The sequence below is a fragment of the Micromonospora yangpuensis genome (assembly GCF_900091615.1).
In the GTDB taxonomy this organism is placed as follows: domain Bacteria; phylum Actinomycetota; class Actinomycetes; order Mycobacteriales; family Micromonosporaceae; genus Micromonospora; species Micromonospora yangpuensis.
The window spans coordinates 2,361,836-2,386,805 of sequence record NZ_FMIA01000002.1; the positions used below are offsets into that span (position 1 = coordinate 2,361,836).

18 protein-coding genes are annotated in these 24,970 nt (G+C 72.8%); 7 read left to right on the plus strand and 11 right to left on the minus strand.

From position 1 onward, the window contains the following. The first annotated feature begins 40 nt into the window (after window positions 1-40). Window positions 41-2,506, plus strand: a complete 2,466-nt coding sequence (locus GA0070617_RS10845) for a glycogen debranching N-terminal domain-containing protein (protein WP_091436073.1) — start codon at window positions 41-43, stop codon at window positions 2,504-2,506. A gap of 94 nt (window positions 2,507-2,600) precedes the next feature. Here GA0070617_RS10845 and GA0070617_RS10850 read toward each other — a convergent pair whose 3' ends face one another. Beyond that, window positions 2,601-3,443 (minus strand): copper resistance protein CopC, encoded by an 843-nt coding sequence (locus GA0070617_RS10850; RefSeq protein ID WP_091436075.1) that lies wholly within the window; start codon window positions 3,441-3,443, stop codon window positions 2,601-2,603. An 84-nt stretch (window positions 3,444-3,527) separates the two neighbouring features. Here GA0070617_RS10850 and GA0070617_RS10855 point away from each other — a divergent pair, with 84 nt between their 5' ends. Next, on the plus strand, window positions 3,528-4,886 hold the full coding sequence (locus GA0070617_RS10855; RefSeq protein ID WP_091436078.1) for a hypothetical protein: 1,359 nt from the start codon (window positions 3,528-3,530) through the stop codon (window positions 4,884-4,886). On the opposite strand, the gene GA0070617_RS10860 is transcribed toward GA0070617_RS10855, so the two are convergent. The 4 genes from GA0070617_RS10860 to GA0070617_RS10875 are packed head-to-tail and all read right to left on the minus strand — an operon-like array spanning window position 4,874 to window position 8,757. After that, complete coding sequence (locus tag GA0070617_RS10860; protein ID WP_091436080.1) at window positions 4,874-5,482, minus strand: GTP-binding protein; 609 nt, start codon at window positions 5,480-5,482, stop codon at window positions 4,874-4,876. The two genes, GA0070617_RS10855 and GA0070617_RS10860, sit on opposite strands and share 13 nt — an antisense overlap. Beyond that, a complete protein-coding gene (locus GA0070617_RS10865) occupies window positions 5,463-5,834 on the minus strand; it encodes a DUF742 domain-containing protein (protein WP_091436082.1) in 372 nt (123 codons plus the stop codon). Before GA0070617_RS10865 ends, GA0070617_RS10860 begins: the two co-directional genes overlap by 20 nt. A 1-nt stretch (window position 5,835) precedes the next feature. Beyond that, complete coding sequence (locus tag GA0070617_RS10870) at window positions 5,836-6,246, minus strand: roadblock/LC7 domain-containing protein (RefSeq protein WP_175440492.1); 411 nt, start codon at window positions 6,244-6,246, stop codon at window positions 5,836-5,838. Between the two features lie 15 nt (window positions 6,247-6,261). Next, window positions 6,262-8,757 carry a sensor histidine kinase gene (locus GA0070617_RS10875; RefSeq protein WP_091436087.1) on the minus strand — a complete coding sequence of 832 codons (2,496 nt, stop codon included), beginning with the start codon at window positions 8,755-8,757 and terminating at the stop codon, window positions 6,262-6,264. Between the two features lie 454 nt (window positions 8,758-9,211). Between GA0070617_RS10875 and GA0070617_RS10880 the strand changes: the two genes are divergently transcribed. The 3 genes from GA0070617_RS10880 to GA0070617_RS10890 are packed head-to-tail and all read left to right on the plus strand — an operon-like array spanning window position 9,212 to window position 13,042. Then, entirely contained in the window at window positions 9,212-10,534 is a 1,323-nt protein-coding gene (locus tag GA0070617_RS10880) for a cytochrome P450 (protein ID WP_091446222.1), read from the plus strand. Beyond that, window positions 10,534-11,430, plus strand: a complete 897-nt coding sequence (locus GA0070617_RS10885) for a terpene synthase family protein (RefSeq protein WP_091436089.1) — start codon at window positions 10,534-10,536, stop codon at window positions 11,428-11,430. The genes GA0070617_RS10880 and GA0070617_RS10885 overlap by 1 nt, the downstream gene beginning before the upstream one ends. Next, window positions 11,417-13,042 carry a prenyltransferase/squalene oxidase repeat-containing protein gene (locus GA0070617_RS10890; protein ID WP_229688317.1) on the plus strand — a complete coding sequence of 542 codons (1,626 nt, stop codon included), beginning with the start codon at window positions 11,417-11,419 and terminating at the stop codon, window positions 13,040-13,042. Before GA0070617_RS10885 ends, GA0070617_RS10890 begins: the two co-directional genes overlap by 14 nt. A gap of 85 nt (window positions 13,043-13,127) precedes the next feature. Here the strand turns inward: GA0070617_RS10890 and GA0070617_RS10895 are convergent, their stop codons facing one another. The 5 genes from GA0070617_RS10895 to GA0070617_RS10915 all read right to left on the minus strand — a co-directional run bounded on the left by GA0070617_RS10895 (window position 13,128) and on the right by GA0070617_RS10915 (window position 20,982). Continuing rightward, a complete protein-coding gene (locus tag GA0070617_RS10895) occupies window positions 13,128-17,462 on the minus strand; it encodes an ExeM/NucH family extracellular endonuclease (protein WP_229688316.1) in 4,335 nt (1,444 codons plus the stop codon). Between the two features lie 127 nt (window positions 17,463-17,589). Beyond that, window positions 17,590-18,066 carry a Rieske (2Fe-2S) protein gene (locus GA0070617_RS10900; RefSeq protein WP_091436092.1) on the minus strand — a complete coding sequence of 159 codons (477 nt, stop codon included), beginning with the start codon at window positions 18,064-18,066 and terminating at the stop codon, window positions 17,590-17,592. Window positions 18,067-18,095: 29 nt separating this feature from the next. Then, window positions 18,096-18,740 (minus strand): DUF6529 family protein, encoded by a 645-nt coding sequence (locus tag GA0070617_RS10905; protein ID WP_308472679.1) that lies wholly within the window; start codon window positions 18,738-18,740, stop codon window positions 18,096-18,098. Further along, window positions 18,740-19,510, minus strand: coding sequence for a hypothetical protein (locus GA0070617_RS10910; protein ID WP_091436094.1), 771 nt, complete (start codon window positions 19,508-19,510; stop codon window positions 18,740-18,742). Before GA0070617_RS10910 ends, GA0070617_RS10905 begins: the two co-directional genes overlap by 1 nt. A 116-nt stretch (window positions 19,511-19,626) precedes the next feature. Continuing rightward, window positions 19,627-20,982, minus strand: a complete 1,356-nt coding sequence (locus tag GA0070617_RS10915; protein WP_091436097.1) for a DivIVA domain-containing protein — start codon at window positions 20,980-20,982, stop codon at window positions 19,627-19,629. Between the two features lie 173 nt (window positions 20,983-21,155). Here GA0070617_RS10915 and GA0070617_RS10920 point away from each other — a divergent pair, with 173 nt between their 5' ends. Both GA0070617_RS10920 and GA0070617_RS10925 read left to right on the plus strand, forming a co-directional pair. After that, window positions 21,156-21,752 (plus strand): hypothetical protein, encoded by a 597-nt coding sequence (locus tag GA0070617_RS10920; protein ID WP_091436100.1) that lies wholly within the window; start codon window positions 21,156-21,158, stop codon window positions 21,750-21,752. A gap of 252 nt (window positions 21,753-22,004) precedes the next feature. Then, window positions 22,005-23,795 carry a SpoIIE family protein phosphatase gene (locus GA0070617_RS10925; protein WP_175440493.1) on the plus strand — a complete coding sequence of 597 codons (1,791 nt, stop codon included), beginning with the start codon at window positions 22,005-22,007 and terminating at the stop codon, window positions 23,793-23,795. 17 nt (window positions 23,796-23,812) lie between these two features. Here GA0070617_RS10925 and GA0070617_RS10930 read toward each other — a convergent pair whose 3' ends face one another. After that, complete coding sequence (locus tag GA0070617_RS10930; protein WP_091436105.1) at window positions 23,813-24,859, minus strand: NAD(P)-dependent alcohol dehydrogenase; 1,047 nt, start codon at window positions 24,857-24,859, stop codon at window positions 23,813-23,815. Window positions 24,860-24,970 lie beyond the last annotated feature (111 nt).

The following is a 24,970-nucleotide window of genomic DNA, read 5'->3' on the forward strand; positions in this document are numbered from 1 at the left end:
ATTCGTCCCTTATGTCGCCTGTGGCGGGCGGGGCGGGTCAATGCCTGACCACGCCGGACCCGAGGTGAGCCGACCCCTCGACCGGTTCTTCGAGCAGCTGGCGGAGTCCGCCCCGGACCGGCTGCCCAGCACGCCCACCGGCCTGCTCCAGTTCGTCTTCGACGACGGCGCCCACCCCGCCTGGTTCGTCCGCCTCGACGGCCGGCGGGTCCAGGTCGAGCGCACCGGACACCGCCCCGACTGCGTGGTGGAGCTGTCGACGACGGCGTTCGAGGACCTCGTCGCCGGCCACGACCACGTGGTGGCGATGCTGTTCCGGGGGATCGTCTCGGTCGAGGGGGACCTGTCCCTGCTGCTGGTGTTCCGGCGGCTGCTGCCGACCGCAGCCGACAGCGGCAACCCGCACCCGGTCGGCGGCGTGGTGCGGCGTACCCCCCGCAACGGCATCGGACTGCACGAGCGGACCAGCATCTTCTTCGGCAACAGCTTCATGATCAGCGCTCGTAACGGGGACGTCGAGGCCGAGCCCACCGTCCCGCTCGGCCTCTTCTTCTTCGACACCCGGTTCCTGTCGACCTGGCGGCTGACCGTCGACGGCGAACAGCTCGCCGTACTCTCCATCGACGACATTCGCTCCTTCGAGTCGAAGTTCGCCCTGGTGCCCGGCCAACCCACGCACTACGTCAACACCACCACCTCGATCCTGCGGCACCGCTCGATCGGTGACGACTTCGAGGAGGTGCTGACCCTGTTCAACTTCGCGCCGGAACCGGTGCGCTACACCATCCGACTCGACGTCGGCGCGGACTTCGCCGAGGTGCAGGAGATCCGCGACGGGTTCCAGCGTCCCCGGACGGTCTCGGCCTCCGTCGACCAGGATTCACTGCGGCTGCACTACCGCCGGCAGACCCTGCACCGGGAGACGGTGATCTCGACAAGCGAACCGGCGCACATCGACGAGCACGGCCTGACCTTCACCGTCACCATCGAGTCGCACGCCACCTGGTCCACCCGGCTGCGGGTGCTGACCCTGATCCGGGACCTGCGCCGGCACGACCTGCGGGACCGGTTGCGCAGCGCCACCGGCCGCTCGCGGGTGGAGGCCGGGCGGGAGATCGACGAGATCGTCTCCAACGTGCCCGAACTGCGTGCCGACCACCTGCCGCTGAACGAGGCGTACCGGGTGAGCGTGCACGACCTGGCCGCCCTCTACTACCAGGGGGTCAACTTCCGGGAGCGGCTGCCCGCCACCGGTCTGCCCTGGTCGATGACGCTGCTCGGCCGGGAGAGCCTGGTCAGCAGCTTCCAGGCGCTGCCCTTCCTGCCCGAGCGGGCGGTCAGCACGCTGCGGATCCTGGCGCTCTGTCAGGGCACCCGCGTCGACGAGTTCCGGGGTGAGCAGCCGGGCCGGATCGTGCAGGAGAGCCGGTACGGCGAGTCGGCGGCCTTCAACGACGCCCCGGACGCGGCCGACTTCTCCGCCGCCGACACCACCGCGCTCTTTCTCGTCCTGCTCGACGAGTACGAACGCTGGACCGGCGACCGGGACCTGGTCTGCCGGTACGAGATCGAGGCCCGCGCCGCGCTCACCTGGATGGACGAGTACGCCGACCCGGTCGGGGCCGGCTACGTCTGGTCCTCGCGCCGGCAGACCAGGACCGGCCCGATCAACGAGAGTTGGCGCGGCTCGCCGCAGGCGATCTGTTTCCACGACGGTCGACTGCCGACCTTCCCGCAGGCCATCTGCGAGATCCAGGGCTACACCTACGACGCCAAGCTGCGGGCCGCCCGACTGGCCCGGCGATGCTGGGGCGACCCGGCGTTGGCCGAACGGTTGGAACGGGAGGCCGCCGACCTGCGGGTCCGGTTCAACCGGGACTTCTGGCTGCCCGACCGGGGTTACTACGCGCTGGCGTTGCAGGCCGACGGGACGCCCGTCGACGCCCTCGCCTCGAACATCGGGCACCTGCTCTTCAGCGGCATCGTCGAGCCGGAGCGCGCCGGCAGCCTGGTCGACCACCTGCTCGGGCCGGCCCTCTTCTCCGGCTGGGGGGTGCGCACCCTGGCCAGCACGGAGGGGCGGTTCAGCCCGCTGGGCCACCACAACGGCGCGATCTGGCCGGCGGACAACTCCCTCATCGCCTGGGGACTGCGCCGCTACGGCTTCAAACGGGAGGCCGCCCGGATCGCCTGGGGTCTGCTGGAGGCGAGCCGGTACTTCGGCGGACGGCTGCCCGGCTTCTTCGCCGGCTACGACCGGGACCGGACCCGGGTACCGGTGCCGTACCGCTTCACCGACAGCCCGTACGCCCCCTCGGCCGGGGCGACGCTGCTGCTGCTGCGGGCCCTGCTCGGGCTGGAGCCGTACGGCAACCACCTGGCGGTCGACGCCGGGCTCCCCGAGGGAACCGGTGAGATCGAGTTGCTCGACCTCCGGGGCCCCTGGGGGTACGCCGACGCACTCGGCCGGGGCCGCCCCTTCCGCGACCGGCCGGTCGCCCGGTAGGCGCCCGGCCTGCTCAGCGCCGGAGGTATACAACCTGCTCAGCGCCAAAGGCGCCACCAGGCCTGCTCAGCGCCAAAGGCGCCACCAGGCCTGCTCAGCGCCGAGGGCGCTGCCGGGTCTTCGGGTGCGGTCGGGCGCGGCCGGCCGCGCCCGACCGCTTCGGGCCGCCACCGGGGGCCGCCGTCCGGCGGGCCGCCGGGGCGGGACGGGCCGGGGTCGCGCCGGTACGACGCCGGGCGGCGACGACGACGATCGCCGCGACCACCGCGACCACGATCCCGGGCACGAGCCAGGGGCTGAGGCCACCCTCCGGTGTCTCGTTGCCGGCCGGCGCCGGCGGGTAGGCGGCCTGGGTCTGCGCGGGGTCGGGGTTGCTCCGGGACGGGTCGGAGTGCCCCTTCTCCAGCAGGGCGAGCAGGTCCGGTGCGGCCTGCGAGGTGGGGGCGACCCAACCGGCGGGCGCCGCGCCGGTGGGCCCCTGGTAGTCGAAGGTGAGCGAGCCGCGGACCTCGTCACCGTCGGAGGCGATGGAGAGGTAGCTGGCGGTGTAGCGGCCGGTGACGGGCCAGTGCGAGACGGCGAGCAGCGTGGGGAAGCCGGTGTGGTACAGCTTCGGCTCCAGTTTGCCCTCGACGAGGTAGTACTCCTGGACCGGCTTGTCGAGCCGGATCGGCTCGCCGCTGGAGCGGGCGCCCTCCACCCGCAGCCCGGAGGGCGCGGTGAGGGTGAAGTGGGCCTGCGGGTGGGGTTGCTCGGTGAAGACGAGGGTCAACTGGTCCAACGCCTTGGTGACCACGGTGTCGGCCAGCGGGGTGGAGGTGGCGAGCTGGCCGTGGGCGGCGGCCGGGGTGGCGGGCAACAGCGCCGTCGACACCGCGACGAGCGCCGCCGTCGCCAGTGTCGCCGCACGTCGCAGAGGGGTGAGGGCTGCTCGCATTTGTTCATGATGGCCATTCCCCTGGTACGAGACAAGACGTAAAGTTCACAGCCCTGACCTCGGCCCGACACAGCAAAGGCGAGCATGGGCACCTACCCGGAGCTGTTGGCGCACGGCGTCGGCGGGCGGCAGGATCTGCCGCTTCCGCTGCCCTACCTCGTCGTCGCCGTCGCGTTGACCCTGCTGGCCACCTTCGTCGCGCTCGGCGCGCTCTGGCGGGTACCCCGGCTGGACCGCACCGGGACGGCCGGGCAACCCGTACCGGGATGGCTGGGTGGCCTCGTCGACGCCCCCGCCTCCCGGTGGACGCTGCGGGGCGCGGGCCTGCTCGCCGGCGGGTACTTCTGCGTCGGTCTGCTCGCCGGGCCGGACAGCCCGGAGAACCCCACCGCCGGTGTGCTCTACGTGCTGCTCTGGGTCGGGCTGGTCCCGGTGTCACTGCTGTTCGGGCCGGTCTGGCGGGCGGTGAACCCGCTTCGTGGGCTCTACCTGCTGGTCGCGACGGCCGCCGGGCGGGACCCGGACCGGGGGCTGCGCCCGTTGCCGGGCGGCCTGGGGCTCTGGCCGGCCGCCGTGGGGCTGTTCGCGTTCGTCTGGTTGGAGCTGGTCGCACCGGGGCGGGCCACCCTCCCGGTGATCAACGCCTGGTTGGCCGGCTACGCCCTGGTGATGCTGGTCGGCGCGGTCCGTTACGGGGTCGGCTGGTTCGACCGGGCCGATCCGTTCGAGGTCTACAGCGCGCTGGTCGGCCGGCTCGCGGTCATCGGCCGGCGCGCCGACGGCGTCCTGGTCTGGCGCAACCCGATGGACGGCATCGCCGGGCTCCGGCCGGAGCCGGGACTGGTCGCGGTGGTCACCGTCCTGCTCGGCTCGACCATGTACGACAGCCTCTCCACCGCTCCCGCCTGGCTCCGGTTCGGCCAGGAGAGCGGCCTGCCCCCGGTGGTCACCGGCACCGTCGGGATCACCGGGGTGATCGCCCTGGTGGCGCTGGCCCTGCTCGCCGCCACCCGGGTCGCCGCCGTCGTCGGACGCCGTGCCGACGCCGCCGGTGGCGAGCCGGTCCCGGCCGGTCGGGTCGCCGGTGAACTGGCCCACTCGATCGTGCCCGTCGCGGTGGGCTACCTGCTGGCCCACTACTACGCGCTGCTGGTCCTGGAAGGGCAGCGCACCATCGCCCTGCTCGCCGACCCGCGTGGCACCGGGGCCGACTGGCTGGGCACCGCGGACTGGTCGATCAACACCGCCCTGATCACACCCGACCAGGTGGCGGCCCTGCAGATCACCGTCATCGTCCTCGGTCACCTGCTCGGCACCCTGCTCGCCCACGACCGCGCGCTGTACCTGTTCCCCCGGGCCCGGGCGGTGACCGGTCAGCTGCCGATGCTGGTGCTGATGGTCGCCTACACCGTCGTCGGTCTGCTGCTGCTCTACGCCGGCTGATCCGCCCGGCTGCGGGTGCCCTTGCCCTTCATCACGTGGTGCAGCAACGCGATCAGCACCTCCTTGCTGGAGTCGCGCCGCCGGGCGTCACAGAGCACGACCGGCACCTCGGGATCGAGGTCCAGGGCCAGCCGTACGTCGTCGAGGTCGTAGCGGCGGGCCCCGTCGAAGCAGTTCACCGCGACGATGAACGGCACCTGGTGGCGCTCGAAGTAGTCGATGGAGGGGAAGGAGTCGGCCAGCCGGCGGGTGTCGGCCAGCACGACCGCGCCGAGCGCGCCCAGGGCCAACTCGTCCCAGACGAACCAGAACCGGTCCTGCCCCGGGGTGCCGAACAGGTACAGCACCAGGTCGTCACCGAAGCTGATCCGGCCGAAGTCCATCGCGACGGTGGTGGTGGTCTTGGCCTCCACGCCGGAGAGGTCGTCGACCCCGACCCCACGTTCGGACAGGACCTCCTCGGTTCGCAACGGCTGGGTCTCGCTGACGGCGCTGACCAGCGTCGTCTTGCCCACGCCGAAACCACCAGCGACGAGGATCTTGATGGCGGTCGGGATGGTCACCCCGGGTACGCCGTCAGAGTTTCCGTAGTCCATTGATCAGCGCCTCGAATACCTGGTTGTCCGGCAGAGTGGCGGGCGGCCGGGGCTCGGAGACCCGGACGAGCCCGCGGGCGAGCAGATCGTCGAGGAGGACGCGCACGGTTCCCAGCGGGAGCCGGAGATGCGCGGCGACCTCGGCGAGGGCGAGTGGCCGTTGGCAGAGGTTGACGATGTGTTGGTGTTCCGGGCTCAGCCCGAGCTCCAACGGTGGTGCCTGCCCGGTGGCGAGGACCAGCGAGATGACGTTGAAGCCGTTCTTGGGACGGGCCCGCCCGCCGGTCATCGCGTACGGCCGGACCAGGGGCCCCGCCTCGTCGTCTATCCACATCGGCTCCGCACCGGGCATGTCAATAGACCTGCTTACCCGGCCGGGCCGGCGCCACCAGGAACCGGCCGGCACGTCCGACCACCATGGCCATCTCGTAGGCGATCAGACCGACGTCGGCGTCCTCGGCGGCGAGCACGGCCAGGCAGGCACCGTGCCCCGCCGCGGTGACGAACAGGAAGCGGGTCTCCATCTCGATGACCGTCTGTCGTACCGGGCCACCGTCGAAGCGCTTGCCGGCGCCCTTGGCGAGGCTCTGGATACCCGAGGCGACCGCCGCCAGGTGCTCGGCGTCCTCCCGGCTCATCCCCGTGGAGGCCGCCATCAGCAGGCCGTCGACGGAGAGCACGATGGCGTGTTCGGCCTGCTTGACGCGACCGACCAGATCGTCGAGCAACCAGGCCAGATCACCTGCAGACTTCTGCTGCTGCACCACTCGTTCCTCTTTCTACCGATCGGTGTCGACGGCGGGCGGTTCCTCCGCGTCGGGGCGGGGGACGTCGCTGTCGGTGTCCTTGATCCGTTCGGCGTCGGCACGTCCACGCCGGGTGCCGTGCTGGTACGAACTCATCGTCCGGCGAACCTGGTCGGGTGACATCACGACAGCGGCGTCGTCGGTGATCTCGCCGGTGTCGGCGCTCTCCCGCAGCTGCGGGGCGATGCTGGCCTGGCGGACCCGGACGGGCAGACCGGCCGGGGTGCGGGAACTCTCCGCCGACGGGTCAGCGGCCGGCCCGGCCGGCCGGGCCGGCGGCTCGGCTCGGCGGGGCGGTGTGGACGGCTGGGCGGAACGCGCCGGCGTGATCATCGGCAGCTCCTGGGTGGCCGGGGCGGAGTCGGAGAGCGGGGACCGGCGCCCGGGACGTCCGGTCGCGGTCCGGGCGGTGTCGGCCGGCGGGGTCTCCCGGCCTCCGGTGGTGGGTCGTGCCGGTCGCTCGGCGAGCGCGACGCCACCGGTGGTCTCGGTGGTGGGCTCGGCGGTGGACAGCCGCGACCGGCCGCCCGGTGCGGGGCCGTCCGAGGTCGGTGCCGAGGCACCCGCGTCGCGGCCGGTGGTCAGGGTCTCCGCCCCGGTCACCAGTTCCATCGGGATCAGCACGACGGCGGTGGTGCCGCCGTACGCGGAGGCCTTCAGCTGTACGCCGATGCCGTGCCGGGCGGCGAGCTGGCTCACCACGAACAGCCCCAGCTGGTTGGCGTTGGAGAGGGTGAAGTCGCGGGGGTTGCTGATCTGCTCGTTGGCGGCGGCGAGGTCCTCGACGCTCATGCCGAGCCCGCGGTCCTCGATCTCCACCGCGAAGCCCCTGGCCACCAGGTGCCCCTTGACCTCGACCTGGGTCTGCGGCGGCGAGAAGGTGAGGGCGTTCTCGATCAGCTCGGCGAGCAGGTGGATCACGTCGCTGACGGCCCGTCCGGCCAGCCCGACCGAACCGAGGGGGAGTACCTGTACCCGGGTGTAGTCCTCGACCTCCTGGGTCGCGGCGCGGGCCACGTCGAGCATCGGCACGTTGCGCCGCCAGGCCCGACCGGGGGCCGCGCCGGAGAGGACGATCAGGTTCTCCGCGTTGCGCCGCATCCGGGTGGCCAGGTGGTCGATCCGGAACAGGTCCTCCAGCTTGTCCGGGGACTCCTCCTGCCGTTCCATCGCGTCCAGCAGGGTGACCTGCCGGTGGACGAGACCCTGGGTACGCCGGGCGAGGCTGAGGAAGACGTCCCGGACGGCCCGGCGCAGCTCCGCCTGCTCGACCGCGGTACGCACGGCGGTCTCCTGCACCCGGTTGAAGGCCTGGCCGACCTGGCCGATCTCGTCGTCGCCGAAGTCCAGCGGTGGCGCCTCGGCGTCGACGTCGACCTTGTCGCCCCGGCCGAGGCGTTCCACCACCGTCGGCAGCTGCTCGTCGGCCAGGTGCCGGGCCGCCTCCCGCAGCCGCTTCAACTGCGCCATCAACGACCGGGCGGTGGTCACCGAGACGATCACCGAGGCGATGACGGCGATCAGACCCAGACCGGCGGCGAGCACCAGCCGGACGATGACCATGACGGCCACCGGCGCGGCCCGCTCGACCACCGCGTCACCGCTTTCGAGCACGGCCTCCTGCAGGCTGGACAGCGCGGCACCGGCGGCCGGATCCCAGTCCTCGGCGGTGATCGCCGGCCGGACCGTGTCCCGGTCGCTGAGCACGACCCGGTCCTCGAGACCGCGCAGCCGGTCGAAGTCGGCACCGGAGAGGATGCCGGTGATGTTCTCCCGGTCCTCCGGACGCAGCTGCGTGACGATCCGGTCGGTGAGGAACCGCTGCGCGGCGACGAGCTGGCTGAACCGGGTGTGCTCGTCGGGCGTGATCCGCCCGGCGGCGAGCACGCCGGCCAGCAGGCCGTCCTGCCGGGACAGCAGCTCCCGGATGCGGTACAGGTCGATCAGGTTGCGGGTGTCGGCCTGGATCTCGATGTCGTCGATGCCGCCGACGACGTCGTAGACCTGGAACAGGCTCTCGATGGCCCGGGTGTAGGCGGCCTCGGTGCTGCTGCGGTCGGCGCTGCGGTCGTCGGTGGCGGCCCGGACCGTGGCGAGCGCGTCGATCTCGGCGATCGCCGTCTCGGTCCGTTGCTGGGCCCGGTTGTTGCTGGCCAGCTTCGCCTGCCAGCTGCGGGCCGAGGTCTTGAATGTCGCGGCCAGGCCGTCGACCTTGCGGCGACTATCCTCCAGGGCCTCTCGGCCGCTCTGGTCACCGGCGCCGAGGTGGGCGACGGCGAGACGACGCTCGTCCTGCAGGGCGAGCAGCAGCGGCTCACTGGGGGCGACGACCTGACTGTCGATCGTCTGGACGCCGAGCAGCGAGACACCGTCACGCAGTGTCACCCAGGCCGCGAAGGACCAGAGGGCAACCAGCGACAGCAGGAGAGCAATGACCTTCGTACGCAGATTGGTGCTGCGATACCGCATCAAACCGTCCCAGGCGGACATCGGTAACCCGGCCGGCAGTCCCGGCCGGGCGAGCTATCGGAGTAGGCAGACCGGGAGACGCTAGCAGCTTGCGGACTCTCCACTCAAGAGCACCCAGATCGCACGACATCGACGGTCCGGTCCATACGCAGGGTAGTGCCGCCCGGTGCTGGTCGGGCGGGTGGGCAGGAGGCCCGCCGAACATTTCCACTTCGGACGGTGATCGAGGCATCACGGCAGGTCACCGACGGGAATGTCAATGCCTGTAAGGTGAAGCCGATCACGCCCCGCATCGGTGGTCGTACTCACAGGACATCGTTAACGTCTCCTCAGTGACCGAAACGTGACGGCTTCGGCATCCGACGCCAGTGAGGGAGTATCCGCTGTGGACAGTGCCGAGGCCACCCCGGCGGTCGCCGCGCGGGTCGTACCGGCCCGCCGGGTGGTGCCCGCGATGATCCGTGACGCCCACGCCGCGCTTGTCGACGCCGGCCGGTGGTCCGACGGTGAGGTGGTCCGGCTCGGGCTCGGCGTGGCCCGGCCCTACCTGGTCACCAACCCCACCCACGTGCAGCAGGTGCTGCAGGAACGGGCGGCCAACTACCCCCGGGGCGACGACACCGCGCTCTGGCGATCGGTGCGCCGGCTGGTCGGCGACGGCATCCTCGCCGAGGGCGACTCCTGGGCGGCCAGCCGCCGGGTGCTGGCACCGCTGTTCCGGCCGGCCCGGATCACCGCGATGGTCGCGCCGATGGCCGACGCCGTGGCCGAGGCGGTCGCCGAGCTCGACGGTCCCGCGGCCGCCGCCACCCCGGTCGACATCGGCGCCGAGCTGTCCCGCATCGTCTGCGCCGCCATCATGCGGGCCTTCTTCGCCGACCGGATCTCGGTGGCCGAGGCGATGCGGATCACCGACGCCCAGGAGACGATCGTCACCTCGATGGCCCCCCGCATCCTCGCGCCGTTCGTGCCGTGGTGGGTCCGGATGCCCGGGGACCGCCGCTTCCACGCCGCCGTGCGGTCCATCGACGACATCCTGCTGCCGGTGCTGCGCCGGGCCCGGCAGCACCCCTGCGACGGCGACGACGTGCTCTCCGTGCTGGTCCGGGCCCGCACCCCGGACGGCGCCCCGCTCAGCGACCAGCGGATGCGTGACGATCTGGTGTCCATGATGGCGGTCACCACCGAGACCAGTCAGACGGTGCTGACCTGGCTGTTTCCCGTGTTGGCCAACAATCCCGAGGTGGCCGCGCGGCTGCTCGACGAGATCGACCAGGTGGTCGGCACCGGTCCGGTCCGGGCCGAGCAGCTACCGGAGCTGCGCTACACCCGCATGGTGATGGACGAGCTGATCCGGCTCTACCCGGCGGGTTGGATCGTGCCCCGTCGGGCGGCGGCCGACGACGTGCTGGGTGGGGTACGCATCGAGCGGGGGGCGACCATGCTCGTCTCGCCGTACGCCACCGGGCGGATGCCGCTGTTCTGGGGGCCCCGGGCGGAGGTCTTCGACCCGGACCGGTTCGCTCCCGGCCGGGCCGCCGCCGAGGGGCGGCACCGCAACGCGCACTACCCGTTCGGGCTCGGCATGCACCGCTGCCTCGGTGAGCACCTGTTCCACCTGGAGGCCGCGCTGATCGTGGCGACCCTGTTGAGCCGGTTCAGCTTCACCCCGACCGACCCGACCATCCCCGGCACCCGGGTCGCCGCCTCACTGCGTCCCAGCCGACCCGTGCTGCTGCGGCTGAGCCGTCGGCAGCGTACCCAGGAGGTTGTCTGATGCCCGCGACCGTGGACGCCGAGCTCGACTCGGCCGCGGAGCACGGCCGGATCTGTGCCCTGGCCTCCCGTGGGCAGCGCGACCTGCAGCAGGTCGTCGCCGCCCACCCCGGCCTCTTCCCGGACCCGCCGGTCGACCCGGCGATGCTCGGCGCGTTGGCCATGTCGACGGCGTTCATCGCGCCCTGGTGCACCGCCGAGCAGCTCCGTACGGCCAACCACACCTCCCTGTGGGTGACCGCCGAGGACTGGCGGATCGACCGGCTGGCCAGCTCCGCCACCGAGGTCGCCGGGATCGTCGCCGACTGTGTGGCGGTCGCCGAGGGCGGTACGCCCCGCGCCGACGACCTGCTCGGCGGCTTCCTGGCCCGCATCCGCGACGACCTGGCCCGCACCGGCACCTTCGCCGAGCTGCGCCCACGCTGGCGCGACGAGGTGCACCGGATGCTCACCGCCGACGCCCGGGAGTGGCGGTGGCGGCTCGACCCGGACACCCCGCCGCCCACCGCCGAGGAGTACCTCGCCAACGCCGACAACTACGGCGCGACCTTCGTCAACGTGTCGCACTGGCTGGCCACCGGCGACGCCGACACGCTCGCCCACCTGGACGAGCTGACCGCCGCCAGCCGGCAGGTCCAGGAGATCATCCGGCTGGTCAACGACCTGGCCAGCTACGACCGGGACGTCAAGGCCGGCGACCTCAACATCCTCACGCTCGGTCTCGACCGCGACGAGGTACGCCGGTGGACCGGCGACCGGTTGGCGCGCTGCCGGAACACCCTGGCGGAGGTGGCGCGGAGCTGCCCGCAGCAGGCCGCCTACCTCTCCCGGGAGATCGGCTTCACCACGGGGTTCTACCGGATGACGGACTTCTGGGGTGACGTTGACCAGCACTGAGTACCCGAGCGCACTGGCCACCGCGACCGACCCCGGCACCGAGGCACTGGCCCACCCCGCGCGCGGTGGCTCCGTCGACGGGGCGTCCGAGCTGGTCGCGCAGCTGTTGGCGCGGCCGGCCGGCCAGGTCTCGGCGTCGACCTACGAGACCGCCCGGCTGGTCAGCCTGGCACCGTGGTTGACCGGGCACGCCCAGCGGGTGCGCTGGCTGCTCGACTGCCAACACGCCGACGGCGGCTGGGGCCCCGGGGACGGGTACCAGCTGGTGCCCACCCTGAGTGCCACCGAGGCGCTGCTCGCGGTGCTGCGTACCCGGACGGTGTCCGGCCTGGACGAGGTGGCCCGCGCGGCCGGACGGGGCCTGACCGCCCTGTCCGGGTGGCTCGGCGCGGCCACCCCGCTGCCGGACACCCCGGCGTTGGACCTGATCGTGCCGGCGTTGGTCGAGGCGGTCAACGAGCACCTCGACCGGCACGGTCACCCACCGACCGGCCGGTCCGCCGGCCGGCTCGGGCTGCCGGTCGGCATGACCGGGGCGCGGCTGGCCGCCGTCCGGCACCAGGCGGTGGCGGGTCGGTCGCTGGACGTCAAGCTGCACCACGCCCTGGAGGTGCTGGGGCCGCTGGCCCGCGCCGCGCGGGGAGTCACACCGCAGCCCAACGGCGCGGTCGGCGCCTCCCCCGCGGCGACCGCCGCCTGGCTCGGCGGGCCCGACCGGCCCGACGGGCAGCCGGCTCCGGTGTCCTATCTGGAACGGGTGGTCGCCGGCGGTGACCGGCTGGCCCCCTGCACCACCCCGATCACGGTCTTCGAGCGGTCCTGGGTGGTCAGCACGCTGGCCCGCGCGGGGATGCCGGTGGCGGCGTCGCCCGACCTGGTGGGCAGCCTCACCGCCGACCTGACCGAGGCCGGCACGGCGACCAGTCCGGGGCTGCCGCCCGACGCGGACACCACGTCGGTCACCCTCTACGCGCTGCTGCGGCTCGGCGTGCCGGTGGACCCGGACTGCCTGTGGCGGTACGACATCGGCACGGGCTTCTGCACCTGGCCGGGGGAGGACGGGATCTCCGTCACCACCAACGCGCACGTGCTCGACGTGTTGGGCGAGTACCTGGCCGGCGGCGCGGCCGTGCCCGGGCCGGCCGCCGACCGGTACCGGTCGGCGGTCCACCGGCTGGAGGGGCTCCTGCTCGACCAGCAGCACGACGACGGCACCTGGCACGACCGGTGGCACGCCTCGCCGTACTACGCGACGCTCTGCTGCGCGCTGGCGCTGGCCGGGTACGGCCGCACCCCGGCGGTGGCCCCGGCGCTCGCCCGGGCCGCCCGGTGGGTGCTGGCCACCCAGCGCCCGGACGGCTCCTGGGGCCGGTGGCACGGCACCCCGGAGGAGACCGCGTACGCGCTGCACCTGCTCGCCGTGGCCGGCGGAGAGCCGGCCCGGGCGGCGCTCGGCCGTGGCCGCGCCCACCTGCTGCGGGTGGCCGACCAGCCGGGCGACGCGCAGCTCTGGCACGACAAGGACCTCTACCAGCCGACCATGATCGTCCGTTCGGCCGTGCTGGCCGCCGACCACCTCACCGCTGGCGACACCGCCCTGACCCGCCGCTGACGGCCTACCGCCCGGACCCGCCGCTGACGGACTCCGGCCCGTGACCGCGGGTGCGGTCACGGGCCGGAGGGTCAGGCGGATACCGCTAGAGGTTGGCGCACTGCTGTCGGGCCGGGCCCTGGACCGTGTTGGGCCGGCCCTCGTCGACCGGTGCCGGGTCGTTGCCCTGGCACCGCAGCGGGCCCTGGACGGTGCTGGCGGCGATGACCACCGGCTTGCCGCCGACGTTGTCGTACAGGTTGACCGGGGCGTCGACCGTGGCCCCGTCGACGCGTACCCCGGCGGTGTTGCGGGAGATGGAGACCGGGCCGGTCACCGTGGACCGCAGCACGCTCACCGCCCCGGTCGCGCCGAAGACCGTCAACGGGCCCTCCACCCTGGCCCCGGTCACGCTGAACGAGGCCGGGGAGTTGGCCACCAGCGCACCCTGCAGGGTGCCGCCCACGACGATCAGGGAGGCGCCCTTGCGGACCGTGGTGTCGCCGACGATGGTGGCGTCGTTCAGACAGGTCACCCGGCCGACCCGGACCACCAGCGGCTTGTCGTACCGACCGGTGATCGTCTCGTCGCAGGTCGGTCCGGCGGTGCCCACCGTCGAGCGGGGCGTGGTGTCCGGGGCGACCGGCGAGTTGGCCGCCAGGTACGCGGTCAGCATGGTCAGGTCGTTGTCACCGGTGGTCACCCGGTCGGTTCCCTGCCCGAGGGTGGTGAAGTTGTCCCCACCGGCGGCGAGGAACGAGTTCACCGTGACCCGGTACGTGCCGGACGGATCCAGCGCCGTGCCGTTCAGGCTGATCGACACGATCCGGGAGCCCTTCGGCGCCTGCGGGTCGTAGACGTAGCTGAACCCCTTGGAGACGCCCAGCCAGAGCACCGGCCGGGAGGCCCCCTCCGGCTGCCACTGCTCCTCCAGCACCTGCTTGATCTGGGCGCCGGTGTAGCTCTTGGTGACCACGTCGTTGGCGAACGGCTGCACGGCGAAGGCCCCCGCGTAGGTGACCGTGCCGTCGGTGCCGTAGCGCAGGTCGGCCCGGAGCCCGCCCGGGTTCATGAAGGCGATCTGCGCCCCGCCCCGACCGGGCTCCCGGGTGCCGGCGAGCTGGACGTCGGCGATCAGGTTGCCCAACGCCGACTCCTTGCCCCGGTCCTCGTTGCCACCGGTGTAGGCCCGGGTGATGTCCGCGGTGATCTTGCCCAGCGGCTCCTTGCCCAGCTCCTCGGCGCGGGCCTTCGCGGCGGCCACGATCTCGGCCACCGCCGGGTCCTGCGGCGCGCCGACCACGTCGACCAGGCTGGCGTCGGCGGCGGTCACCGACTTCGTCGCCGGGTCGAAGGTGAGCGTGACCTTGCCCAGCCGCTTGCCGTAGTCCTCGGCCTGCACCACCGGACGCAACTTGTCCGAGCCGGGGACCGGCACCTCGAAGGCGTACGGCTGGTGGGTGTGGCCGCTGAAGATGGCGTCGATGTTCGCGTCGACCCGGGTGAACTTCCCGAAGACCGGGTCGGCGGCGAGTTCCGCGGCGGAGTCGATGTTCTCCGTCGAGGCCCCCTCGTGTGCCAGCAGCACCACCACGTCGGCCTCGCCGTTGGCCGGGTCGCCGTCGGAGAGCTGGCCGGCGACCAGGTTGGCCTCGGCCACCGGGTCGCGGAAGGTCAACCCGGCGATGCCGTCCGGGCTGACCAGCGAGGCGGTCTGCTCGGTGACCACACCGACGAAGCCGACCCGGACCCCACCGACGACACTCACCGAGTACGCCGGCAGCACCCGCTCGGTGCCCCGGTACACGTTCGCCCCGAGGTACGGGAAGTCGGCCCGGTCGGTGACCCGGCCGGTCAGGTCGGCCAGGCCCTTGTCGAACTCGTGGTTGCCGACCGCCGAGGCGACCAGCCCGCTGCTGTTCAACGCGTCGATTGTCGGGTTGTCGTCGTCGATCGCCGAGATGAAGGTCGACGCGCCGATGTTGTCCCCGGCGGAGACGAACGCGGTGTTCGGGTTCTGCTGACGCAGCTGCTTCACCAGACCGGCCACCTGGGCGGCCCCGCCGACCGGCTGACCGTTGACGGTGGCCGGTGACTCCAGCCGGCCGTGGAAGTCGTTGACGCTGAGCAGTTGCAGCTCCACCGGTGCGGTGCCGGTGCTGATCCCGACCACCAGCGGGTTGTGGTCGCTGGCCCGGTACGCGTCCGGCGCGTAGAAGGCGGGCAGGCCGTCGTACTGGAAGGCGTACGACTCGACCGCGTTGATCTGCCAGACGTCGACGCCGGTGACCCGGGTGGCCAGCGACGGCGAGGCCAGGGCGTGGTCCAGCGAGCCGGACTCGCCGCCGAAGACGTAGCTGGTCTTCGACGTGTCGTTGAGGTTGCGGTACCGCTGGTCGTAGAGGACCCGCATCGGGTCCTCCTGGGTGTAGGCGTTGAAGTCGCCGAGCAGCAGCACGTCGTCGGTGCCGAGGGAGTCGACGAAGGCGGCCAGCGCCCGCGCCTGGCGGACCCGGTCGCCGTTGAAGGCACCCTGACCGTCACCGGCGTCGGCGTTGTCCCCGGTGCCGGTGCCGCTCTTGGACTTGAAGTGGTTGACCACCACGGTGAAGGTGACCGACCCGGCGGTGAAGGTCTGCGCGATCGGCTCCCGGGCGTTGAACCAGACCGTCTCGTCGTTCACCGACCGGGACGCGCCCTTCGGGGTGACCGCCGCCGGCTTGAAGATGATCGCCGTGGTGATGACGTCCTGCTGCGCCGGGGCCGGCAGGTCCGCCGGGGTACGCACGTAGTCCCAGGTGCCCGCCCCGTCGGCGGTGTTCAGCGCGCCGACCAGCCGCTTGAGCGCCTGCTGGGAGTCGGTGGAGAAGCGTACCGAGTTCTCGATCTCCTCCAGCGCCACCACGTCGGCGTCCAGCGCGCTGATCGCCGAGACGATCTTCGCCTCCTGCTTGGCCAGGGCCGCCTCGTCGGCCGCCCCGCGGGCCTCGCCACCGAAGTGGACGAAGTAGTTCAACACGTTGAAGCTGGCCACCCGGATGTCACCGCCGACGTCCACCGGGGCGGCGGTACGCGGGTTGGTGTCCTTGAAGGTGGTCCGGGCGGCGGCCGGGGTGTCGGCGTCGACCGGGGTGGTCGGCTGCAACCGCCACTCGGCGAACCCGTACGACAGCACCGTCGGGCCGAACGCGTCCACCTGGTCGCCCACGCGCAGCGGGTCGGCCTTCGACAGGTACGGCGGGGCCAGCCCGGCGGTGGCCAGGTTGGTGGTGCGACCGTCGTCGAGCAGCACCCGGGCCAGCCGGTTGGCGGTGGCGATCTGCGTCGCCTCGGCCGAGCCGGGCCGGGCCAGGTCGGTGGGGGTACGGGCCGGCTGCTCGCCGGCGGTGAGCACGACCTCGCCGTACCGGTTGGTGTTGTAGACCTCGGCGACCGCGTACCGGCCGACCGGGGCGACCAGCATGGACTCGACCGACTCGCGGGCGGCCTCGTCCAGCGGGAAGGTGACCGGCACCGGGGCCGGCAGCGGCACGCCCCGCTCGCAGACCTGCACGTCGCTGCGGGCGGTGATGCCGAGCTGGGTGAGCCCGTTGAACTCGGTGGCGGTGCCGCTGACCCGCACCCGGTCACCGACGGCCACCGCCGGGTGGTTGGCGGTGTTGGTGGTCAGGTAGACGAAGATGCCGTCGGAGGCGGTGCCGCCGGCGACCGGCCGCTCGCCGCCACTGCCGGCGGTCTGCAGGTACACCCCGTTGTAGCCGCCGGTGCGGTGGTCGGCGGTGACCACGCCCTCGACGGTGACCCGGGTGCCGGACAGCGGCGTCGCGTCCCCGGTGCCCTGCACCTCGGCGATGCTGCGGTCCACGGTGACGTCACAGCCGGTGCCCGGCTCGGGCTCCGGGTCCGGGTCACCGCCGCCGCCGTTGCGTACCCCGAAGGTGTGCGGCGCGGGCGCCCGCCAGCTGCCGTCGATCTTCTGCAGCGAGTGCCCGACCGGGGTGGAGCTGGTCTCCTGGACGCCGATGTCGGTGCTGGCCCGGCCGCCCGCCGGACCACCGACGGCGGTGAAGGTCCCCTCGTAGCTGAGGAACTCGGCCACCTCGCCGGTGGGGGAGACCAGCGCGACGCCGTCGGGGGAGCCGTTCTGGATGCCGTCGGTCGGCCAGGTCTGCACGACCACCCCGGCCGCCGGCACCGCACCGGTAAGCGTCCTGGTGTGGTACGGCGCGCCGCCGGTGCCGTTGTAGAGGACGATCTGCCATCCGGTGAGGTCGAACCCGGACGGGGCCTCGATCTCGATGGCCTCGCCGGTGTCGGTGCCGGCGTTGTCATAGTGGATCTCACTGACCGTGGGCGTCGTCGCCGTCGCCGCCGGTTGGGCGTGGGCGGAAATGCCGGTCGTTGCGATGAGCGCACCACTGGTGAGGAGTACGCCCAACACGTTGCGTGTCCGTCTACCGCTGTTCCGGTCCATAAACTCCGAGCCTCCGAGAGGGAACTGGCTGCTGGAGGATAGACGCAACGGGTTACCGAGAAGTAGACCCGCGGGGACCGATCTGGGTCACCGGCTAGGCGAGACGGATGGTGTCCCCGTCGACCGCGACGTTCGCCGCCGGCAGCGGGGCCCGCGCCGGACCGCCGCGCACCGAACCGTCGGCGATGTCGAAGACGCTGTTGTGGCAGGCGCAGACGATGGTGCCGTCGGTGACCTCGGTGACCGTGCAGCCCTGGTGGGTGCAGGTGGCCGAGAACGCCTTGACGGTCTCCGCCGTCGGCCGGGTCACCACCACCTTCTCGTCGGCGAAGATCTTCCCGCCGCCGACCGGGATGTCGGCGAGCGCGGCCAGGGCCGGCGCCGGCGCGCCGTCGGGCGCGGCGGTGCCGCCCGATCCGTCCGGAGCCGGGGCGGGCCCGCCGGGCGCGGCGACCGGTGCGGTGCCGTAGGTCTGGCAGCCGGCCAGCGCCGCGGTGACCCCCACCGCGCAGGCGCCGGCCAGCAGGGCCCGCCGGGGCGGGCAGGACCGCCCGGGTACGTCGTTCGACACGGTGCCTCTTCTCGTCTCTCCGCCGGGGCTCACAGGTGCACCCCGAACGTGGTGAAGTACCAGACCGACGAGGTCAACCAGACCCCGACGAGGGCGGTGAAGACCACCCCGCCGACCACCGGCAGCACCCAGCCGGCCAGGCCCTTCTTCGGCAGGGTGAGCATCTTGGTGGTGAAGACGCCGAAGAAGAAGCAACCCAGCACCGAGTGGACCAGCGACCGCAGGTCGTAGTCGGCGAAGCCGATCGCGTACAGGCAGTGCACGGCCACCGGGATGGCGGCCAGGAAGGCCAACCGGCCGCACCAGCGGTGCGCGGCGGCGGCCCAGGACGGCGAGAAGCCGCCGAGCCGGCCCCACATCGCCAGCGCGGAGAGCAGTTGCAGCACCGCGAAGCCGGCCGCCACGCTGCCCAGCCACACCTTCACCGTCTGCGGCCCGGAGAAACCGGCCACGTTGACCGCGATGCCGGTGGGCGTGTGCAACCGCCCGTAGACGCCCAGCGCCACCGCGACCGCCGCGCCGGCCAGCAGCGGGACGAACAACGAGGCCCGCCGGCCGGCCCCGGGGCCGGCCGGCGGATCCGGCGGCCCCGCGTCCGGGTCGGGCAGCACCCGCAGGTCGAGGTCACCGACGTCCGGGAAGTCCTCCGTGGAGAACCGGCGGCGGGCCTCCATCACGAACCGGCGCCGGCGCTCGGAATCACCGGTACGGCGGTGATGCTCACCCCGTTGACGATCGTGGTGCCGAAGGCGGGGTCCAGCGGCGGCGCCGGAACCGGGGAGCCGTTCCAGGTGACCACCCCGATCTGGCCGCCGGTGGGCAGCATGATCCAGCCACCGTCGATGCCGGCGTTGCGGACCTGCTCGCTGGCGCGGTACAGCACCGGGGTCTTCGACCCGTTCGCCTGGGCGGTGAACGTCGACGTCCGCCCCTCGGCCACCAGCTCCCCGGTGGCCTTACCGTCGGTGACGGTACCGGTGAGCCGGGCACCGTCCTTGCCGTCCAGCGCCAGCTGACCGTCCTTGTCGGCGGTGCCCTGGAGCCAGATCTCCAGGCTCTTGCCGTCGCAGACGTACGCGGTGGCGTTTCCGCCGGTGACCGTGATGGCGATGGTGGCCCCGGCGTTGCCGACCTGACCGGTGTAGGTGACGTCGACCTTGGCCGGTGAGTTCGCGGCCGGCGCTTCCGTGGCCGACGGGGTCGGCGCGGGCGTCGGCGAGGCCGGCGCGGGCTCCGGAGGTGGCGTGCCGGGACGCTGCACGGACGGCTCCGGGACGGCCGGTGGGGCCGAGGCGGCCACCGGTGGTGCCGAGGCGCCGGCAGGAGGTGGGGCCTCCGGTGCCGACCGCGCGGTCGGCGGTGCCGCCTGCGCACTCATCGTGAACAGCACAGCCGCCAGTCCGGTTCCGGTCAGCAGCGTGAGCAACGGCGTCAAGCGCTTCATGAGCAGCTCCCTTCTCCTGTTCGTACGGCAGGGACGCGCCGGACGTTCAACCGCAGGAGAAGAACCTGGCCGGGTCGGGCCGTGGACCCGAAGATCCGCGGCCCGACCCCGGCAGCTCAGGCGTTGGTGGTGGCCGGCTTCTCGGCCTGCTCGGCGGGCCGCTCGGCGTGCCGGGGGGCGGGACGTTCGGCACCCGGCCGGCCGACCATCGGGTACTCGGCGGTCTCGCCACCGCCGGCGGCGGCCGCCATGACGGCCGCGGCGGCCAGGTCGGCGACCCGCTTCGCCTCGCGCTGCACCCGGCTGCGGACCTCCTTGGCGTGCCGCTCGACGGACTCCGAGGCCTGCCGGGCCTTCTCCAGCCGCTCGACCTCGACGCCGATCTCCTGCCGGAGCTCACCGAGCCGCTGCTGCGACTGGGTGATCTCGCGTTCGGCGGTGGCCTGCTCGGCGCGGACCCGGGCGAGCTGCTGCTGGGCGGCGTCCAACTCGGTCTGCAACTGGGTGAGCGCCTGCCGACGCTCCCGGATGCCCTGCTGGACGAGGGTCAGTTGCTGCTGGCCGGTGGCGGCCTGCTCGTCGGCGTGCTGACGGACCTTGGCCGCGTACTGCTGGGCCTCGGTGATCAGGGTGCCGATCTCCTGCTCGGCGGCGGCGCGCTGGGCCGCCACCTCCCGCTCGGCCGCCGCGTGCTGCTCGGTGATGTCCTGCTCGGCGGTGGCCCGCCGCTCGTTGGTCTCCCGTTCGACGCCGGCCTGCCACTGGGCCAGCTCCTGCTGGGCCTGGGTGCGGGCGGTCTGCATCTCCTGCTGGATCTGGTTGCGGGCCGCGGTGGTGAACGCCTCGGCCTCGGCCCGGACCTGCTCGACGTGCTGGGCGGTCTGCTCCTCGATCCGCTTCGCCTCCTGCTGGGCACGCTCGTGCGCGGCCTGGCTCTCCGAGAGCAACCGGTCGCCGGTCTTGCGGATCTCGGTCAGCTCGGCCTGCGCGGCCTTGCGGCGTTCCTCGTGGGCCCGGTCGTGCTCCTCGCGTCGCGCGGTGGCCTGCTCGGTCAGCTCCCGCAGGGTGGACTCGGCCCGCTCGCGGGCCTCGACCAGGGTCTTCTCCGCCTCGGTGCGCAGCTCGTCGGCGCGCCGGCTGGCGGTGTCGGTGATCGCCGCGGCCTGCTTCTCGGCCAGGGCCAGGATCTGGTCGACCATCGGACCCAGGTCACGGAAGGTAGCCCGGTCCACCTGGACCGGTCGTTGGTGCAGCTCGGTCAGCTGCGAGTGCACCTGGTTCAGCTCGACGGTCAGCTCGCGCAGCTTGCCGTGGGCCCGATCCCGGTCGGCGGTCAGGGTGGACAGTTGACTGGTGAGCTGTTCGACGTGGCGATCGACCTGTCGTTTGTCGTAGCCGCGCAGACCGGTGTCGAAGGTCGGCCGCGAGGTCGTGTCCGGGCGTGCTGCGAAGGTGTCTTCGCCGTGGGACATGCGTCATCCTCCGGGTACGTCACGAGCGCCACGAGGTGACGGACGACCGCCCCACGGCCGTGGCGTTGCGCCACGCTACCGCCCGTACCCGGGTCGGTCACAGCGGCACCCGTCGTTTCCCGCCGGCGGTGGCGCCCAGCAGCGGCTTGTCCGGGACTGTCAGACTCGCTGCCATGCAGCCTGGTGTTTCGTCGCTCGACCTGTCGGTCGGCTTCCAACGCAGCCGCACCGGACGGGTGATCTCCCTGACGGTGGCCGGCTTCCTGCTGGTGGTGCTCTGCGGCTGCCTCGGGGCCATTCTGGGGCAGTTCGTGACGATGGGCCGCAACGCACAGCTCTCGGCCGTCCTCGCCCTGGCCTCGGGCGCGCTGGCGGCGCTGGGCACGACCCTGCTGGTGGTGCGTACCGCCCGGCTGGGCGCCACGCTTACCGGCACCCGGCTCACCGTCACCGGGCTGACCAGCCGCACCGTGGACCTGCGGACCGCCACGTCGGTGAGCCTGCACGCCACCGCCGACAGCCACACCGGGGTGGCCAGCGACGGCTCGGTCGTCGCCACCGGGGGATCGACCCGTACCCCGGTGCTCACCGTCACCGGCCCGGAGGGGACCGTGCGGCTGCGGCTGCGCGGCGCCGAGGGGGTGCTCGTCCCGGCCGGACAGATGGTGGCGCTGGCCGACGCGCTCGGGTGGGCGCACTGTCCGGGTGCCCGGGAGGCGGCCGGCTGGTTGCGCGCGATGGCCGCCGACCCCCGCACCATGCTGCTCTGACAACGGGGCGGCTCCGACCATCGGGCTGCTCCGACCATCGGGGTGCTGTGACGGGAGACCTGCGGCACTCTGATTCCCTGCGCCGAGCCTTCTCACACCTGCCTGGCGATGGTGACCCTGCTCGCCGAACCGACCTTGGCGACCGGGGTTTTCCGGAGCCGCCTGGCGGGCATCGCTGCCTACCTCCGACGGTTCTCGGCCGCTGCCGAGGCACCGCACGGAGCTTCAGGTGCGGCGGAGGAGGCGGTGTGGGTGCGCGAGAATCCCGTGGACCGACAGCACCTCGACGGTGCCCCCGACGGCGTGGCGGAGCTGGACGCGGCGGTGCCGGCCGGCTGGTTCCGGGCGCTGTACGAGACCCCGCTGCTGCTCTGCGTCATCCTGGACCGGCAGGGGCGGGTGCTCGACGGCAACCACCCGGCCATCGAGGGGGCTGGCCTGGCCCGGGCCGACGTGCTCGGCCGGGAATTCGCCGACGGCGGCTGGTGGGCGCGTGACCCGCACGTCTGCGGCAACGTCCGGACCTGGTGCCGCACCGCGCTGCGCACCGGCACGCCGGTGCGCACCACCACCCGGTACTACCTGGGCGACGGCGAGCCCCGGATGGCCGACCTGGCCCTGCACCCGGTCCGCGACGACCACGGGTCGGTCAGCCACCTGGTGGTGACCGGACTGGACATCACCGCCGTGCTGACCGCCGAGCGGGAACGTGACGAGCGGGTGGGCGCGCAGGCCGCGGCGGTGCGCCAGGTCGCCGAGGCGCGGGAACGGGAGTTCGAGTCCGCGCGGCGGGCCGAACGCCGGGCCGACGAACGGCTCAACCGGCTGGCCGTGGTGGCGTTGGAGCTGCTCAGCGCCGAAACCCTGGACGACCTGACCCGGATCGTGGTGGACAGCGCCATGCCGGTGCTCGGCGGTGACGGCGGCGCGCTGATCGTCGCCGACGGCGAGCGACTGCGGCTGGCGGTCAGCGAGCGGCTCGGCGAGCAGGTCGCGGTGACCTACGACGACCTGCCGTTCGACAGCCCGCTGCCCGGGGCGTACACCGCGCGCACCGGGTTGCCGCTGCTGCTGCCCGACCGCACCGCCGGGCTGGAGTTCACCCCGGCGATGGCCGAGGTGTACGACCTGACCGGGCGGGACGCCTGGGCGTTCCTGCCGTTGCGGGTCGGTACCCGGCTGCTCGGCGCGTTGGCGGTCTCCTGGCCGGACGAGCGGGTCTTCGCCCCGGACGAGATCACCATGCTGGAGGCGGTCGCCGCGCAGTGCGCCCAGGCACTGGACCGGATCCAGCACCTGCGTGCCCAGCGGGAGAGCGCGCTGGCCCGGCAACGGCTCTCCGAGGCGTTGCAACGCAGCCTGCTCACCCAACCGCCGACCAGCGGTCTGTTGGACATCGCGGTGCGCTACCAGCCCGCCGCCCACGAGGCCCACGTCGGCGGCGACTGGTACGACGCCTTCGAGACGGCCAACGGGGCCACCGTCCTGGTCGTCGGGGACGTCACCGGGCACGACCGGGTGGCCGTGGCCGCGATGGGGCAGTTGCGCAACCTGCTGCGCGGGCTCGCCCACGACAGCGACGACCACCCGGCGACCCTGCTCACCCGCCTCGACCGGGCGATGAAGGGGCTCCAGGTCGGAGCCCTGGCGACCGCGGTGCTGGTCCGGCTGGAAGCCGGCCGACCCGGTACCCCGACCCAGCTGCTGTACTGGTCCAACGCCGGGCACCCACCGCCGCTGCTGCGCCACCCCGACGGCACGGTGCAGGTGCTCCACTCGCATGACCTGCTGCTCGGGGTCAACCCGGCGGCTCCCCGGCACGACAGCAGCCTGGAGTTGCACGCCGGAAGCACGCTGGTGCTCTACAGCGACGGGTTGATCGAGCGGCGCACCGGGGTCCTCGACGAGGGCATCACCGAGTTGTCCGAGGTGCTCCGCCAGGTCGGGGACACCTCCGCCGAGAAGGTCTGCGACCTGCTGCTCGGCGTGGCCCCGGCCGACCACTCCGATGACATCGCCCTGCTGGTGATGCGTTGTGGCTGACCGGTCCGGCCGCCGGCTCAGGGCACGATGACCGCGCGGCCCTCCAGGGTGCCCTCGCTCAACTGCTGGTAGGCCCGCGGCGCGTCGGCCAGGTCGAACGTGGTGATCTTCGGCTTGACCAGGCCACGGGCCCCGAGGTCGAGCACCTCGATCAGCTCGGGCCGACTGCCCCAGTAGGTGGTCTGGATGCTCAGCTCGTAGGGGACGCCGAAGAACGACACCGGCAGGGTGCCACCGCCCAACCCGACGATGGTCAGGTCACCGACGGTGCGGGCCACCGCCGCGCCCAGCCGTACGGTCGGGTCCGCGCCGACGAAGTCCAGCACCACGTCGGCCCCGCGCCCACCGGTGATCCTGCGGATCTCGTCGGCGGTGCCGTCCGAGCTGACCATGACCTCGTCCGCGCCGTACTCCTGGGCCAGCCGCAGCGTGTCCGGGCGGGTGTCCACCGCGATCACCCGCGCCGCGGTGGTCGCCTTGAGGAGCTGCACCCCCAAGTGCCCCAGGCCGCCCACTCCGATCACCACGGCGAAGCTGCCAGGTGGCAGCTTCGGCCAGGACCGACGGATCGCGTGGTACGGGGTGAGGCCGGCGTCGGTCAACGGCGCGGCGTGCACCGGGTCGAGCCCGTCCGGCAACGGCACCAGGTGCCGGGCGTCCGGCACCAGCTCGTACTCGGCCATGCCGCCGTCGAGGCCCAGCCCACCACCGCCGCCGGGCACCGGCGCGCCGGCCGGGTTCTCGCAGTACGGGTCGATGCCGAGCCGGCACCGGGGGCAGGTGCCGCAACCCCACGGGCCGTAGACCGCGACCGGCTGCCCCACCTCCAGCCCGGTCACCCCGGCACCGAGGGTGTGCACCCAACCGGCGTTCTCGTGCCCGAGGGTGAACGGCGGGTTCCAGGGCACCGCGCCGGCGGTGAAGTCGTGCATCAGGTGCAGATCGGAGTGGCAAGCCCCGGCCGCACCCACCTTGACGACCACCTCGCCGGGGCCGGGACTCGGCTCGTCGACCTCGGTCAGCTCGGGCTCGGACTTCCAGTTCAGCAGCCGTAGTGCGCGCATCGCACCAATCTCCCGTCCTCGTCGGTCGCTGCTGGCTGCCCGGTTTGCCGCCCGACAAACCGGGCGCGGGTCTCGTCCGGGCGCGGGTCTTGTCGGCCACAGCTCGCGTGA

Excerpts from the sequence above, each read along its gene's own strand:
- GA0070617_RS10850 (WP_091436075.1), bottom strand. The coding sequence starts at position 3,443 with ATGCGAGCAGCCCTCACCCCTCTGCGACGTGCGGCGACACTGGCGACG.
- GA0070617_RS10915 (WP_091436097.1), bottom strand. The coding sequence starts at position 20,982 with ATGTCCCACGGCGAAGACACCTTCGCAGCACGCCCGGACACGACCTCG.
- GA0070617_RS10920 (WP_091436100.1), top strand. The coding sequence starts at position 21,156 with ATGCAGCCTGGTGTTTCGTCGCTCGACCTGTCGGTCGGCTTCCAACGC.
- GA0070617_RS10865 (WP_091436082.1), bottom strand. The coding sequence starts at position 5,834 with ATGCCCGGTGCGGAGCCGATGTGGATAGACGACGAGGCGGGGCCCCTG.
- GA0070617_RS10905 (WP_308472679.1), bottom strand. The coding sequence starts at position 18,740 with ATGGAGGCCCGCCGCCGGTTCTCCACGGAGGACTTCCCGGACGTCGGT.
- GA0070617_RS10845 (WP_091436073.1), top strand. The coding sequence starts at position 41 with ATGCCTGACCACGCCGGACCCGAGGTGAGCCGACCCCTCGACCGGTTC.
- GA0070617_RS10875 (WP_091436087.1), bottom strand. The coding sequence starts at position 8,757 with ATGCGGTATCGCAGCACCAATCTGCGTACGAAGGTCATTGCTCTCCTG.
- GA0070617_RS10885 (WP_091436089.1), top strand. The coding sequence starts at position 10,534 with ATGCCCGCGACCGTGGACGCCGAGCTCGACTCGGCCGCGGAGCACGGC.
- GA0070617_RS10855 (WP_091436078.1), top strand. The coding sequence starts at position 3,528 with ATGGGCACCTACCCGGAGCTGTTGGCGCACGGCGTCGGCGGGCGGCAG.
- GA0070617_RS10860 (WP_091436080.1), bottom strand. The coding sequence starts at position 5,482 with ATGGACTACGGAAACTCTGACGGCGTACCCGGGGTGACCATCCCGACC.
- GA0070617_RS10880 (WP_091446222.1), top strand. The coding sequence starts at position 9,212 with ATGATCCGTGACGCCCACGCCGCGCTTGTCGACGCCGGCCGGTGGTCC.
- GA0070617_RS10930 (WP_091436105.1), bottom strand. The coding sequence starts at position 24,859 with ATGCGCGCACTACGGCTGCTGAACTGGAAGTCCGAGCCCGAGCTGACC.
- GA0070617_RS10910 (WP_091436094.1), bottom strand. The coding sequence starts at position 19,510 with ATGAAGCGCTTGACGCCGTTGCTCACGCTGCTGACCGGAACCGGACTG.